Raw genomic sequence first — 13831 nt, forward strand, 5'->3', positions numbered from 1 at the left:
TGTCGGGAGCGGCCGCTGGCCGCTCCGCCGTCTCAGCTCATCGCGGGCTCCGGACCGCTCCGATCCGGCGGCGTGAGATCGAGCCGGATTCCGGATGGCCCGAGGATCGGCGAGAGCAATGTGTCCACCTTCATGGTCGGGCCGCCCCGTTCCCAGCTCGACCACGGCATCGTCTCCAGGTACGGGATCGGCGGCAAGGCGAGCCGTTCGAAAGCATCCGCGGTCCTGGCGGCAGAGCCGGGGCTTTCGGCCCCAAGGGCCGCAAAGGGCACGAGAGAGAGGCCGGCCCCGACGGCCAAGGCGGCGAAGCGCCGCAACGTCTTCTGGGTGGTTTCCCCGCGAGCGGAGAAAGCACGATCCTTGATCATCTCATCCTCCTTTCGTTTCGAAACAGATCCAAATCGATCAAGCATAGCTCATCGAAAGCGGGCCCGGCCGTCAGGCCGGGCCCGCGCCTCTCTAGAAGTCCATCGCAGGCGCGCTTGCCGCTTCGGTCTTCTTCGGCTTGTCGGCGACCAGCGCTTCGGTCGTGATGAGCAGCGAAGCAACCGAGGCTGCGTCCTGCAACGCGGTGCGCACCACCTTGGCGGGATCGATCACGCCGGCCTGGACCATGTCCTGGTATTCGCCCGTCGCTGCATTGAAGCCCCAGGTGTAGGTCTCGTGTTCGAGCAGCTTGCCGACGACGACCGAGCCGTCCTCGCCCGCATTCTGCACGATCTGCCGCGCCGGCACCTGGATGGCGCGGCGCACGATGTCGACGCCGGCCTTCTGGTCGGCATTGGCGGTCTTGACACCGTCGAGCGCCTTGAGTGCGCGCAGCAGTGCCACGCCGCCGCCGGGCAGGATGCCCTCCTCGACCGCAGCCCGCGTCGCATGCAGAGCATCATCGACGCGGTCCTTGCGTTCCTTGACCTCGACTTCGGTCGCGCCGCCCACGCGGATCACCGCAACGCCGCCGGCGAGCTTGGCGAGGCGCTCCTGCAGCTTCTCGCGGTCGTAATCCGAGGTGGTTTCCTCGATCTGCGTCCTGATCTGCTGGCTGCGCGCCTCGATGTCCTTCTTGGCCCCGGCGCCGTCGACGATCGTGGTGTTCTCCTTGTCGACCACGACCTTCTTGGCGCGGCCCAGCATCTTCACCGTGACGTTCTCGAGCTTGATGCCGAGATCTTCGGAGATCACGGTGCCGCCGGTGAGGATCGCGATATCCTCCAGCATGGCCTTGCGGCGGTCGCCGAAGCCCGGCGCCTTGACCGCGGCAACCTTCAGGCCGCCGCGCAGACGGTTGACCACCAGCGTTGCGAGCGCTTCGCCCTCGACTTCTTCCGCAATGATCAGGAGCGGCTTGCCCGACTGCACGACCTGCTCAAGCAGCGGCAGCATCGTCTGCAGGCCGGAGAGCTTCTTCTCGTGGATCAGCACATAGGGATCTTCGAGCTCGACCCTCATCTTCTCCGCGTTGGTGACGAAGTATGGCGAGACGTAGCCGCGGTCGAACTGCATGCCCTCGACCACTTCGAGCTCGGTGTGCAGGCTCTTGGCTTCCTCGACCGTGATTACGCCCTCGTTGCCGACCTTCTGCATGGCATCCGCCAGGAAGCGGCCGATCTCGGTGTCGCCATTGGCGGAGATGGTGCCGACCTGCGCGATCTCGTCGTTGGAGGTGATCTTCTTGGCGTGCGATTTCAGATCGGTCACGATCGCCTGCACGGCAAGATCGATACCGCGCTTGAGATCCATCGGGTTCATGCCGGCGGCGACAGCCTTGGCGCCCTCCTTCACGATGGCCTGGGCCAGCACGGTCGCGGTGGTGGTGCCGTCGCCGGCGAGGTCGTTGGTCTTGGAGGCGACCTCGCGCACCATCTGGGCGCCCATGTTCTCGAACTTGTCCTCGAGCTCGATTTCCTTGGCGACCGTGACGCCATCCTTGGTGATGCGCGGCGCGCCGAACGATTTCTCGATGACGACGTTGCGTCCCTTTGGACCGAGCGTGACCTTCACCGCATTCGCCAGTGTGTCGACGCCCCGCAGCATACGCTCGCGGGCCTCGGTCGCGAACTTCACGTCCTTGGCAGCCATGTTGCTAAACTCCTTTCCTTTCGATGACTGTCAGTTACGCCGCCTTCTTCAGCGTGCCGGCCTGTTCGGCCACGCCGAGAAGATCGCTTTCCTTCATGATCAAGAGCTCCTCGCCGTCGATCTTGACCTCGGTGCCCGACCACTTTCCGAACAGCACCCGGTCGCCGACCTTGATGTCGAGCGGCACGAGCTGGCCCTGCTCGTTACGCCCGCCCGGCCCCACGGCGATGACCTCGCCCTGCTGCGGCTTTTCCTTGGCGGTGTCGGGAATGATGATGCCCCCTGTGGTCTTCTCCTCGGCATCGATGCGGCGCACGAGCACACGGTCGTGCAACGGGCGGAAATGCATGCACATCCTCCTTGCGTAGGTTCAGCGATGTCCAAAATCCGGGTCCGGAACCGGCCCCCGGGCGGCAAACGACCTAGGAACAGGTCGATTTCTGTTCAAGAGGGCCCGGCGGAAATTTTTGTCGCACCCCTGCGGACCGCCCTGCCGGGTGGCGGGGAAGGTCAGCCGGATGGACCGGGCATGCGCCGACCGGTCCCGGTGCCGCGAGCGTGCAGACGCACCATGCCGGCTTCGGGAAGCGGAATGCGCGCGCGACCTCGGTCATCGCATCGCGAACAGCTCCTGATGAAACCGCTGCTCGACAGGAAAGCCGTGCGCGCTGAAGTCTCGCCTGAGCGCTTCACCGAACGCCGTTGGACCACAGAACCAGACGCTGGCTTTACGCCACTCCGGCACGGCCTCGCGAATGCGTTCGCCGGTCAATCGCCCGTCGCGCGCGTCGACGAGAACATGCAGCCGGACATTGGCTGACCGCGCATCCGCCGCGAGCTTGCCGAGAGCCTCCTCGTCGACATCGGCCGTGGCGTGAAACAGATCGACGGGCTGCGTCACAGAGCAGTTCGGCGCATCCTTCCGAAGGGTCATCTGCTTCATGCGTGCGACGAAGGGCGTGACGCCGATGCCCGCGCCAATCCAGATCTGACGCGAGCAGTCATCGTCGAAAGTGAAGCAACCATAGGGGCCTTCTACCTTCACCTCCTGTCCGACACGGAGCATCTCGCGCAGCCGGCTGGTGTGGTCCCCGAGCTCCTTGGTGATGAAGGTGATCCTGGGATACTCGGCGCTCCAGCAGGAGGCAATCGTGTAAGGGTGGGCGCCCTCCGAAATGTCCGACGTGGCGAAAGCGAACTGGCCCGGTCGATGGCCCGGCCAGCCATGAGGCACTTCGATCTCGGTCTCGATTGCTCTGACGCCGGGATAATACTTGAGCGAGGTGATCCTGCCCTTGACCTGGCGCCCGGCGCCAATGCGCCGCATGAGCGCAACAGCCGCAGCCCACGTGCCGCCGACCAGCAGTGCCCCCACGATGCCTCCAAGCGGCGACATCCAGTAACTGAACTTCATCAACGCCACCGCGTGAAAGACCAGCACAAGATACGCGATCGCGAGGAGCCGATGGGTCTTGTAGAAGAGCCGGTATGGGAACGCCTGGATGAGCGCCAGAGCGATCAGCACCACAGTGCCGTAGAAGGCCCACTCGCCCAACCCCTCCGCCGGACCACGCAGGCCGGCAAGGAAGGCCTCGACCGAATTCCCGATCGCCGGCCTTGGCCCACGCTCCGGCCGCGCCAGCAACCCCAAGCCGACTGCCCATTTCGGGCCGCTGGCCCAGAGCCAATGGACGATGGCGGTCGCCAGAGCGGCGATGCCGAACCATTTGTGCAGGCGGTACATCTTGTCCAGACCGCCCAGCCAGGCCTCCGGCCAGCGCGGTCGCAGCGCGAGAACCATCGCCATGCTCATGCATCCCATGGCCAGGATGCCGCTCAACTGCACCATTCTCTGGCGAAGCGGGAAGAAGGGGCCGGGCCCCAACGGCTGGGGTTCCGCAACCAGCCACAGCAGGACCAGAACCGCCAGACTGCCCCAGAAGGCTCGCTTGAGATTCTGCATGTGGCCTCTCTCATGCCGATAGCGACGCGACGAACTGCCGGGCACAATGGACCGATCCAGCTGCGTTGCATTGAGCTGACTCAACCCTTCATCGAAATCAGCAGCAGGAGCAGCCCGGTCCCGGCTTTTGTGGTTGCTAAGCCGGAGACACCACGGCTTCGTAGATGTCCTCCTCCTGAGCAGTGTGCATGCGTACCAGCGTCTCGATCGCCTCGATCACGCGCTGAGCGTCTCGTACAAGATAGCGGTCGATCTTCTCCGACGGCAGATCCTCCGCGATCCGCGCGAGTAACCGCGCGAGATGCAGGATTTCGCGATGTGCACGGCTCATGGCAGAGAGCCCGTGGCGATCGCGCAGCACCTTCGTGAGCTTCGGATAGACGCTGTCTTCATCCTCGCGTTCGTGAGCCACGACGCTGCTCTGAACCAGCCGGTGGGCTTCGCCGATCATCGCAGCGGCGGATTCAGGCATCACATCGTCCAGCGCGTCGACGATCTGCCGCAAGCGGTCAAGGTCCTTGAAGAGGGCCTGATGATCGTGATGCAATGTCCGCCCCTGCTCCGCGGTGATGCGAGGGCCGCTCCTGGCGAGGGACGGGGCCAGGGCGCGCAGCGCGTTCAGGATGACGGCAACGTCGATCACCTCCTGCACGATCGCAGCAGGCACGGGGTCAAGCCAGCCGACGGTTGCGGCGATCATCGCGACCAACGACAATCCCATGCCGGCAAATATGCTCTGCATGGCAATGCGTCGCGCCCGCTGCGAGATCATGATCGCTTCGCCGACCCGATCGAGCCGGTCGGTGAGAATCACCACATCTGCCGCCTCGGACGAGGCGCTTGCACCGCGCGCGCCAAGTGCGACGCCGACGTCGGCCACCGCCAGCGCCGGGGCGTCATTGATGCCGTCGCCGACCATGATGGTCGGATGCAGCCGCTGCTCGCTACGCACCGCCTCCACCTTGTCGGAAGGAACACGGTCGGCCAGCACGGCATCGAGATCGAGCGCTGCTCCGATGGCCTGCGCCGTCGCGGCGCGATCGCCCGTGACCATCACCATCCGTGCGATCCCGGCATCTCGCAGCAGCCGGATCGCGCGTGGCGTATCCGCCCGCAGTTCGTCCGCCAGCAGCAGCGCACCGGTCATACGACCGTCGACCGCGACGAAGACGATCAGGGCCGAGCGCCATGAGGCACGCCGAATCGCTCGCAGCTCCCACGACGACGGCTCGATATGCGAGCGAAACATCTCGCGTGAGCCCGCCGTGACCTGGCGTCCGTCGATCACACCGCTCAGGCCAGACCCCATGGTCTCCCTGACATGTTCCGGCGGCGCCAGCTCGAGGCCATGCTGGACGGCCGCAGCGACGACCGCCTTCGCAACCACGTGATGCGAGGCCTGCTCGAGCGAGGCCCCGAGCCTGAGAACCTCATCCGGATCCTCTCCTGGCGCGACTTCCACGGACAGCAACCGCGCTCCGCCGATCGTCAGGGTGCCGGTCTTGTCGAACAGCACCGTGTGTGCGCGCGCCAGTGCCTCCAGGGCGCCTCCGCCCTTGACCAGGATGCCACGCCGCGCGGCTTGGGCCACACCGGCGATGAAGGCCACGGGGGCGGCCAGAATCAAGGGGCAAGGCGTCGCCGCCACCAGCACGGCAAGGCTGCGGGTCAAGTCTCCGGAGATGTGCCATGCCACATAGGCGATGACGAGTGTCACCGGCAGGAAGATCAGCGCATAGCGGTCGGCCAGCCGCACGAAGGGGGCTTTCGCCGTCTGCGCCGCCGTCACCATGCGCACGATGCCGGCGTAGGTACTCTCGCCGGCCACCGCGGTCACGGTCAATTGGAAGGTCTCTCCCGCGTTCAGCGAGCCGGAAAGAACGGCACTGCCGCGTGTCTTCTCAACCGGGATCGGTTCGCCCGTCACCGCGGATTCGTCGATGGTGGCGAACGCCGAGCCGACGATTCCGTCGACCGGAACGATCTCGCCGGCCCGCACCAGAAGCTCTTCGCCGACCGCGACGTCCTCGATCGGAACATCCTCGATCCGTTCGCTGGACTTGCGATGTGCCAGCCGCGGTGCGCGATCGACCAGCGACCGGAGGTCCCGCTCCGCCCGGGCGACCGCGATCTCCTCCAGCACGTTGCCGCCGGAATACATCAGCGCGACCACGGCGCCGGCAAGCGGCTGCCCCAGCGCCAGCGCCGCGCTCATCGACAGCAGCGCGATCGCGTCCACGCCGACGCGGCCGCGCAGAAGATCCGTGACAATGGAGATCGCCAGTCCTGCGATCACCGGCACCGTGCCGAGCGCCCAGGCGAAGTCGGCCAGATCAGGCCGGCCCGCGGCGCGCGCGAGGGTACCTGCGGTCAATCCCGCGATTGCAATCGCGACCAGAGACCATCGCAGAACCCGATCAAACGACACGGCCTGGTCTCCGCTGCTGGATACGCATGGCACTCCTCCGCAAGCAGCCTCGCCGATCGAGCCGCTTCATCTCAATCGCTGCGAACTGAGGCCGGAGCAACGGCTGCGCGGCGGCCGGAACGGGGCCGGCGCAAAAGCCATTTCAGGCAACTCGGCGCGGCCGTCCTTCGATTTCCGCTATTGTTGAGGAACGTTGCTCTTGCTGTGCATGAACACCATCATCTCTTCGAGGGTGAGCTTCCCATCCTTGCTGCTATCCATCGCCTTGAATATTCGTTCATGAGCGGCCTGAAACTCCGGCGAGGAGACGCTGCCGTCACCGTCGGCGTCCATCAATGCGAAGACGATGCGGAACACGACCGGCGGCTCCATCCTGTCACCGCCCATCTTGCCGCGTCCCTTCATTCCCTGCCCCATCATCCCGTGCCCCACCATTCCCATCATATCTCCACCCGGCGTCGTGCGTCGCTCCGTGGACTGGTTTGCCGGAGAACTTGCCTGCGGTGACGCGGGCGCCTGGTCCTGCCCTGGATGATGGGACTCATGTTCCGCGGGCGATTGAGCCAGAGCCGTATGGCCCAAGGCGGCGAACAGGAACGCTGCAGCAATGGTTCGGCATCGCATGGTGCTTCCTCCGGCTGGTTGTGACGTAACAACGTGTCGAACCTCACCGAGTTCGCCTTGACCCAGGTCAACGCGGGGGCCATGCGGAGAGGACCCTGCTCGGCAGCGATGGGCATCTCTGGCGTTGTGCCGGATGAACCCGCCAGCGCAAGGCACGGCGCGGACGTGCTCAGCCGTCGGTGGAAACGAGCGCTTGTCGCGGCACGCGCGACTGGGGATCGTCGGATGAACGTCGATGACGCCGCTGACCGACGCCTTCGCTCAACATCTCGCCGGTGGCGATGTTGACAAAATGCAACGAAGCGCAGGCGGGACATCGGACCGAGACGTGGGTCGCCGCGGCGTCCGCCATCGTGCCGGGTAGCCAGTGCTGCACGTTCATGCCGGTGCGGGGGCACTTGAATATGATGTTGCGCTCCATGCTCCCCATATGCGCCCGTCGTTGCAGCATTGAAATTGCGGGCCAACACCTACGCAAATGTCCTGAACGGACCCGCGCGGACACCGAGCGCCCGCAGGAACGATCTCGGCCGGCGTTCATTCCACCAGGTGGCGCCCTAGCCATCGCGGCGGAGCTCAGGGAACATCGCATGTCGAAGATCATCGGATTGCTGTCGGCGGTGTGCTGCATCATCGGATCCACCGCCCCGAGCCTCGGCGCGGATCCCCTCAGCGGCAAAGACATCGCAAAGCGGTGGTGCGCAACTTGCCACCTCATCGAGAGCGGCCAAGCAAGCGCCTCCGATCAGGCACCGCCGTTTACCTATCTCGCGAAGACACCCGATTTCGATCAGAACAGGCTCGCGTTTCTGCTTCTCGTCCCGCATCCGAACATGCCGAACATGTCCCTGAACAGGGCGGAGGTCGCGGATCTCGCTGAATACATCCGGTCGCTGAAATGAGTCCCGCCGCAGGGCATGCGCCGGTGCGGCCTCATGTTCGGCGCAATCGAACCGCGGCCGCTCCGGACATCTACGTAAGGACATCGCCCTACGAATCCTCCCGAAATATCCAGACCTGACCGGCTGGCTTAATTGAGCTCCATCAGAAGGAGAATCCGATGCTGACCACCGCCCTCGACGTCAACCAGCCGCTTCGTCCCAAGACCGCGCAGGCGTCCCGCGTGGCCGATTCATTCGCAGCCCTGGCAGGATTGATCGCGAGCGAGTTCTCCTACCAGAAGGATGAAGAGATTTTCGGGGAGGACGAGCCGGCCGAATACGTCTACCAGGTCGTGTCGGGTTCAGTCAGAACATACAAGCTGCTGTCGGACGGCCGGCGTCAGATCGGGTCGTTCCATCTGCCCGGCGACGTATTCGGCCTGGAATCCGGAGCCACCCACCGCCTCGCGGCGGAAGCGATCGTCGATACGACGGTGCGTCTCGTCAAGCGAACTGCGCTGGAAAAGGCCGCGACCACCGACGTCCAGGTTGCGCGCAAATTGTGGAGCATGACCGCCGCGGAGCTCAATCACGCCGAGAACCACATGCTGCTGCTGGGCCGCAAGAACGCCATGGAGAAGGTTGCGGCGTTCCTTCTCGAAATGGATCGGCGGCTGGCCGGCGCCGGCATGCTGGCGCTCCCGATGTGCCGCCGGGATATCGGCGACTATCTCGGGCTGACGCTGGAGACGATTTCTCGCGCGTTGTCGCAGCTGCATAGCGAAGGCATTCTCGGCTTTTCCGGTGCGAGGCAGATCGTGCTGCGCAATCGTCAGCACCTCAGGGACATGAATATCTGATTGCGTTCTTTGAGCTGGATCAAGCCATGTTTCTGACCCTGATTATAGCGTTGTATCGGCATCGGGAACGCTTTCTGAGGTCCCGTTACCGACAGGAGCGAAGCTCGGATTCGTAAGACAGGCCGGGCACCGCTTCCCTAGCTGGATGCAGAAACCGCGAGCATGGAGCAGGCCGGAGAGCGGCTCCGCCGGAGGGTTCGATGGAACGAGCAACGGCAACGCGGGTTTGCTGGAATGAGCTCAGCCCCTGGGCGAAAGAACCAGGCGACCAATCGGCCTCGGCGCTCCCAGGGAGCCCCGGGGCCGATTTTCGTCGACCTGTAGGGATGGCCTGGGCGAAGGAGTAAGCGATCAGGAGAGCCGCCATGCTTGCCGACATTCACACCGACGATCTCGCCGCCGCCGTGCGCTACGCACTGGAAACGACCCGCGCCACGACTGTTTGCCCCTTCCACGACGACGTCATCGTCCGCATCGGGGACGACGCGGCCGAGAGCCACGCCTTCGAACGCGCCAAGCGAATCGTCAAGAGCGACGGCACGAAATGGGACAAGGAGGCTCTCAGGGGCGAGCTCAGCCGTCAGCTCGGAGCTGCCGCCGACGGCCGCTGTCCCAAGTGCGATCCGAAGGCCTCGCGCCCCTAGTCGCAGCGAGTGGTCCGTTGCAGCAATCTAGCGCGGCGCCGGGCGTCCATGAATGAGCCGTGCAGATCGGGCTTTTGAACAGTGCGCGCAGTCTATCCCGAGGCCAGATTCCCGTGAAAGTGACAAAGCCGATCGCCTCCATCATCCGCGGGAAATCCCGGACGGACACTCCGCCGGCTGACGAAGACGATGATCGTCAGCTTTCGCCGTCAGCCGAAAGGCGCCAGGTCGTCGAAGAGTACGCCGACAATTTGAGGAAGATCATCCGAAGACTTCTTGGAAAGCTGAATTGAGCACTCGTGGGTGCACCGCGCGTAGCGGGAAGGCGAAGCTTGATTCAGCGCAAGGGCGGAGAACGCAGCCCTGCTAGTAAAGGTCGAGATTGACAGGGAATGCTCGGATGACGCTGACAAAATGGTACGTGGTTCTCGCGATGTCGGCTGGTGCGGTCACCTCCGCGATCGCCCAGTCCGACTTTCCAGCCTCCCCGAGCGCCAAACAAGAAGCGCCGCGTCTCGTCGAGGTTATGGGCATGGCGCAGATTGAGCATCTCAAGCTCTGGTATGCGGGCAAGGCGAAGAACTGGGACTTGGCCGCATATGAGTTGCGGCAGCTGACCAACAGCCTGGCGGAAGCAGCCATATTCTATCCGGCGGTGCCCGTCAGCAACGTGACCACGATGAAGGAGCCGCTGCTCGCGGTCGCCGACGCGATCGCGACGGGAGACGAGCGCAAGTTCGCAGCTTCCATGCGCGTGCTGACCGACGGCTGCAACGCCTGCCACACCTCGATGGGCCGCGGCTTCATTGCCATCACCGTTCCCGCGGGCGGGCAACCGCCTGCCAACCAGATATTCTCGCCGCCGGCGGCCAGCCGGAAGAAATGATGCGCCGAGCGCCGCATAGCTGCGCGCGCGGCGGGCGTGCCTCACCCGGATCGCATCTTCGATGCGCACCATTCTCCCTTCAAGAGAGGTGAATCCGGTTCGTGCGCGCATCCGCCCGAGGCGGAGTTGAGCCGCATCAACCCAAGGATTGAGCGCCGTCTTACCTTCGCCTGGTCCAGCTGTCAGATCGGCGCCCTCCCCATGACCGAGCAATCCATTCCGGCCAAGGCTTTGGCCGCCGAATTCTGGCAAACGCCGAAGGACGAGCTCTGCCGCACGCTGGGCTCGGGTCCGGACGGACTGACACAGACCGAAGCGAGCCGGCGGCTCGCCGTCTTCGGAGCAAACCGCGCGGATGCCTCGCAAAGCCGGTCAGCCCTGCGCAAGCTCGGCCACCGCCTCTGGAATCCCCTGATCGCGATGCTGCTGGCGGCGGCAATCGTGTCCGGGCTGAGCGGCGATATCGGCAGCTTTGCCATCATCGCAGCCGTACTGTCCCTCTCCATCACGCTTGATATCGTCCAGGAGCATCGCGCCGAGCGGACGGCGGAAGCGTTGCGGGAATCCGTCGCGATTCAGGCCGACGTCATCAGGGACGGCAGGGAAGTGACGATGTCGGTGACGGCTCTCGTCCCCGGCGACGTCGTGAAACTCCGCATCGGCGATCTGATACCGGCCGATGGCGTCGTCCTCGATGCCCAGGAATTGCAGGTCAACGAAGCATTGATGACAGGCGAGCCGTTTCCCGCCTTCAAGACGGCCGCGCCCTGCTCGGCGGCATTGCCGGCGGACGCCACCAACGCGTTGTTCGCGGGCACCAGTACCGTCGGCGGAAGCGGCAAGATGCTGGTCGTGAGGACCGGAGGCCGGACACGCTTTGGCGCGATCGCCTCGGCAATGGCCGCCAGCGCGCCACCGACCGCGCTCGAGGAGGGCGTTCAAAGGCTCGGACTGCTGATCCTTCGACTGACACTCTTCCTCACGCTGTTCGTGCTGATGGCTCATCTCGTCGCGCAACGTCCCGCAATGGAGTCCTTCCTCTTCGCGGTCGCGCTCGCCGTCGGCCTGACACCCGAGCTGCTGCCGATGGTGATGACGGTGACCCTTGCTCGCGGCGCGCTGCGCATGGCGGAGCGGAAAGTCATCGTCAAGCGGCTGTCCGCAATTCACGATCTGGGCGCAATGGACACGCTTTGCGTCGACAAGACCGGCACGCTGACAGAAGCGAGAATCACGCTGGAGGCGCATATCGATCCCCAAGACCGGTCCAGCGATCGCGTCCTGGACTTCGCCCGCCTCAACAGCACATTCCAGACCGGCGTCAGAAGCTCTCTCGACGACGCGATCTTGTCGGCGAGCCGCGACGGCCCGGACGGCTGGGTCCGGCTTTCGGAAGTCCCGTTCGACTTCGAGCGGAGATGCCTGTCCGTTCTCGTCACGCGGCACGACGAACACATGCTGATCGCAAAGGGAGCTCCGGAATCCATCTTGGCCCGCTGCGTTGCCGTGGAGATCGACGGCCTCACCCATCCGCTCGACGCCGCATGGCAACAGAAAATGGCCGATATCCAGGCTCGGTATGCCCGGGATGGTTTTCGGCTCCTTGCCGTCGCCGTCAGGTCGATTCCCGCCGGGCAGCAGACGATTGCGGTCGGAGACGAGACCGGTTTGACCATGATCGGCTTCTGTGTCTTCGCCGATCCGCCGAAGCAGGATGCGGCCTCGGCGATCGAGGCACTCACCTCGCTCGGCGTGACGATCAAGATCCTCTCGGGCGATCATGACGCCGTGGTCTCGCATGTCGCGCGAACGGTCGGCCTTCCGTCCGGACGCGTGATGACCGGAGCCGAGATCTCCGAGCTCACCGATGCCGCGCTCGCCGCGCGGGTCGATGATGTCGATCTGTTCGCCCGGATCGACCCCGATCAGAAGCGACGGATCATCGCCGCGCTCCGGCACCGCAATCATGTCGTCGGTTTCATGGGAGACGGCGTCAATGATGCCCCCGCGATACACGCTGCGCATGTCGGCATCTCCGTCACGGGGGCGACCGAGGTCGCCCGTGCAGCCGCCGACTTGATCCTGTTGGCTCCCGATCTCTCCGTCCTTGCCGCAGGCGTGCGCGAAGGCCGCAGGACCTTTGCAAACATCCTGAAATACGTCCGAATGGGAACGAGCTCGAATTTCGGCAACATGCTCTCTATGGCCCTGGCGTCGATCGTGCTTCCATTCCTGCCGCTGCTGCCCCTGCAAATCCTGCTGAACAATCTGATCTACGACCTCTCCGAAATCGGCATTCCCTTCGACGAGGTCGACCCCGAAGATGTCGCCCGGCCGGAGACCTGGGACATGAGGAGCATCCTCCGTTTCTCCATCGTCATGGGTATCGCCTCCTCGCTGTTCGACGCGATCACCTTCGTGGTCCTGCTTGGGGTGTTCGAGGCGGATGCGACACTGTTTCGAACCGGGTGGTTCGTGGAATCGATATTCACACAGATCCTGGTCATTTTCGTCATCCGGTCTCGGCGCCTGCCGTGGCGCGCAAACCGACCGCACAATATCCTGATTGCGACCTCGGTCGGCGCCCTTTTCGCCGGGCTCGCGCTTGCGTTCGGTCCGTGGAGGGGGCTGTTCGGCTTTACAGCGCTTTCAGGAGGAATAGTTGCGGCGATAGTTGCCATCGCAGCTGCCTATCTGATCTCGGCGAACGTCGCCAAACGGCTGGCAATCTCGGAGCCTGACGCCTGAGATGGTCGATCTCGGCTGATACCGCGCGTGAAGGCGACAGCGCACCGACCGGAGCCGCACTCAGCTGGAGGCAAAGCAACCTACTTCGGTGGCTGAAGCCCCCGAGAGTTGACCCATTTGTCGAGGAGAGCTGCGACGTCGGCCCGACGAATCTTAGCAAACAGTTCGTCCCGCTCGCGGCCAGACTTCAGTTTGGCGGCCTGCTCAAGGAGCTGTTCGGCCCACGCTGAAAGGCGGTTCTGAAACGATACGGTCTGCCATCCCTTACCGGTGCTCAGACCGCACTTGGATAAATTTGTTCGCGGTGAACTTCCCGGCCGCTCTCGTCGATGACGACGATCTGGAGCTCGGGATGACCCGTCGGCTTTTCTCTCCGCACCTTTTCGGCAAGGCTCTTGCTATGGGCAATGGCGGCGCCATCACTCACAAGCTCCAGCCCCGACCTGTCCCGGACGGGCACGCCGTCCTTCATATCGAAATAGTAGGTCAGCATCGGCTCTTTCCCGCGATCTCGCGCGGCTCTGTTGAAATCGATCATTCTGAGAAAAAAGGGCCGCCGAGATGGGGGATGGACCTCGGCGGCGACTTTACGGCGCAACCCCGTTTGGGTCACGCGAACCGCACCTTAGAGGGGCCGGGAGCCGGGAGGCTTGATCCGGATCAAGCCAGATCTGCCGCGACAGGAGCTGGACGCCTCGTTCGCCGGAGATCAATTGCG

The 13831-nt window shown here is 64.3% G+C and carries 13 protein-coding genes; 5 read left to right on the top strand and 8 right to left on the bottom strand.

The features are described 5' to 3' along the window. Positions 1–32 precede the first annotated feature (32 nt). The 7 genes from ASG57_RS04970 to ASG57_RS05000 all read right to left on the bottom strand — a co-directional run bounded on the left by ASG57_RS04970 (position 33) and on the right by ASG57_RS05000 (position 7515). Complete coding sequence (locus tag ASG57_RS04970; protein ID WP_024340221.1) at positions 33–368, bottom strand: hypothetical protein; 336 nt, start codon at positions 366–368, stop codon at positions 33–35. A 91-nt stretch (positions 369–459) separates the two neighbouring features. Then, positions 460–2079 (bottom strand): chaperonin GroEL, encoded by a 1620-nt coding sequence (gene groL, locus ASG57_RS04975; RefSeq protein WP_024340222.1) that lies wholly within the window; start codon positions 2077–2079, stop codon positions 460–462. A gap of 34 nt (positions 2080–2113) precedes the next feature. Beyond that, positions 2114–2428 carry a co-chaperone GroES gene (gene groES / locus ASG57_RS04980; RefSeq protein ID WP_024340223.1) on the bottom strand — a complete coding sequence of 105 codons (315 nt, stop codon included), beginning with the start codon at positions 2426–2428 and terminating at the stop codon, positions 2114–2116. Between the two features lie 261 nt (positions 2429–2689). Further along, positions 2690–4042 (bottom strand): ferredoxin reductase family protein, encoded by a 1353-nt coding sequence (locus ASG57_RS04985; RefSeq protein ID WP_024340224.1) that lies wholly within the window; start codon positions 4040–4042, stop codon positions 2690–2692. Between the two features lie 136 nt (positions 4043–4178). Further along, entirely contained in the window at positions 4179–6470 is a 2292-nt protein-coding gene (locus ASG57_RS04990) for a heavy metal translocating P-type ATPase (protein WP_024340225.1), read from the bottom strand. 177 nt (positions 6471–6647) lie between these two features. Further along, positions 6648–6914 (bottom strand): EF-hand domain-containing protein, encoded by a 267-nt coding sequence (locus ASG57_RS39800; protein ID WP_349509765.1) that lies wholly within the window; start codon positions 6912–6914, stop codon positions 6648–6650. Between the two features lie 349 nt (positions 6915–7263). Next, complete coding sequence (locus ASG57_RS05000; protein ID WP_024340227.1) at positions 7264–7515, bottom strand: hypothetical protein; 252 nt, start codon at positions 7513–7515, stop codon at positions 7264–7266. A 169-nt stretch (positions 7516–7684) separates the two neighbouring features. Here ASG57_RS05000 and ASG57_RS05005 point away from each other — a divergent pair, with 169 nt between their 5' ends. From ASG57_RS05005 to mgtA, 5 genes are all read left to right on the top strand, one after another. Then, positions 7685–7996, top strand: coding sequence for a c-type cytochrome (locus ASG57_RS05005; protein ID WP_057195784.1), 312 nt, complete (start codon positions 7685–7687; stop codon positions 7994–7996). A gap of 158 nt (positions 7997–8154) precedes the next feature. Then, a complete protein-coding gene (locus tag ASG57_RS05010) occupies positions 8155–8835 on the top strand; it encodes a helix-turn-helix domain-containing protein (protein ID WP_024340229.1) in 681 nt (226 codons plus the stop codon). Positions 8836–9200: 365 nt separating this feature from the next. Continuing rightward, positions 9201–9479, top strand: coding sequence for a hypothetical protein (locus ASG57_RS05015; RefSeq protein WP_024340230.1), 279 nt, complete (start codon positions 9201–9203; stop codon positions 9477–9479). A 400-nt stretch (positions 9480–9879) separates the two neighbouring features. Next, positions 9880–10365 carry a hypothetical protein gene (locus ASG57_RS05025; RefSeq protein ID WP_057195785.1) on the top strand — a complete coding sequence of 162 codons (486 nt, stop codon included), beginning with the start codon at positions 9880–9882 and terminating at the stop codon, positions 10363–10365. A 201-nt stretch (positions 10366–10566) separates the two neighbouring features. After that, complete coding sequence (mgtA, locus tag ASG57_RS05030) at positions 10567–13113, top strand: magnesium-translocating P-type ATPase (RefSeq protein WP_057195786.1); 2547 nt, start codon at positions 10567–10569, stop codon at positions 13111–13113. Between the two features lie 274 nt (positions 13114–13387). On the opposite strand, the gene ASG57_RS05035 is transcribed toward mgtA, so the two are convergent. After that, positions 13388–13606, bottom strand: a complete 219-nt coding sequence (locus ASG57_RS05035; RefSeq protein WP_024340234.1) for a DUF6894 family protein — start codon at positions 13604–13606, stop codon at positions 13388–13390. Positions 13607–13831: the final 225 nt, after the last annotated feature.

The sequence above is a fragment of the Bradyrhizobium sp. Leaf396 genome (assembly GCF_001424605.1).
GTDB classification, from domain to species: domain Bacteria; phylum Pseudomonadota; class Alphaproteobacteria; order Rhizobiales; family Xanthobacteraceae; genus Bradyrhizobium; species Bradyrhizobium japonicum_C.

What these genes read in the sequence shown, in the direction of transcription:
- ASG57_RS04970 (WP_024340221.1), bottom strand. Translation starts at nt 368, where the DNA reads ATGATCAAGGATCGTGCTTTCTCCGCTCGCGGGGAAACCACCCAGAAG.
- groL (WP_024340222.1), bottom strand. Translation starts at nt 2,079, where the DNA reads ATGGCTGCCAAGGACGTGAAGTTCGCGACCGAGGCCCGCGAGCGTATG.
- groES (WP_024340223.1), bottom strand. Translation starts at nt 2,428, where the DNA reads ATGCATTTCCGCCCGTTGCACGACCGTGTGCTCGTGCGCCGCATCGAT.
- ASG57_RS04985 (WP_024340224.1), bottom strand. Translation starts at nt 4,042, where the DNA reads ATGCAGAATCTCAAGCGAGCCTTCTGGGGCAGTCTGGCGGTTCTGGTC.
- ASG57_RS39800 (WP_349509765.1), bottom strand. Translation starts at nt 6,914, where the DNA reads ATGATGGGAATGGTGGGGCACGGGATGATGGGGCAGGGAATGAAGGGA.
- ASG57_RS05000 (WP_024340227.1), bottom strand. Translation starts at nt 7,515, where the DNA reads ATGGAGCGCAACATCATATTCAAGTGCCCCCGCACCGGCATGAACGTG.
- ASG57_RS05005 (WP_057195784.1), top strand. Translation starts at nt 7,685, where the DNA reads ATGTCGAAGATCATCGGATTGCTGTCGGCGGTGTGCTGCATCATCGGA.
- ASG57_RS05010 (WP_024340229.1), top strand. Translation starts at nt 8,155, where the DNA reads ATGCTGACCACCGCCCTCGACGTCAACCAGCCGCTTCGTCCCAAGACC.
- ASG57_RS05015 (WP_024340230.1), top strand. Translation starts at nt 9,201, where the DNA reads ATGCTTGCCGACATTCACACCGACGATCTCGCCGCCGCCGTGCGCTAC.
- ASG57_RS05025 (WP_057195785.1), top strand. Translation starts at nt 9,880, where the DNA reads ATGACGCTGACAAAATGGTACGTGGTTCTCGCGATGTCGGCTGGTGCG.
- mgtA (WP_057195786.1), top strand. Translation starts at nt 10,567, where the DNA reads ATGACCGAGCAATCCATTCCGGCCAAGGCTTTGGCCGCCGAATTCTGG.
- ASG57_RS05035 (WP_024340234.1), bottom strand. Translation starts at nt 13,606, where the DNA reads ATGCTGACCTACTATTTCGATATGAAGGACGGCGTGCCCGTCCGGGAC.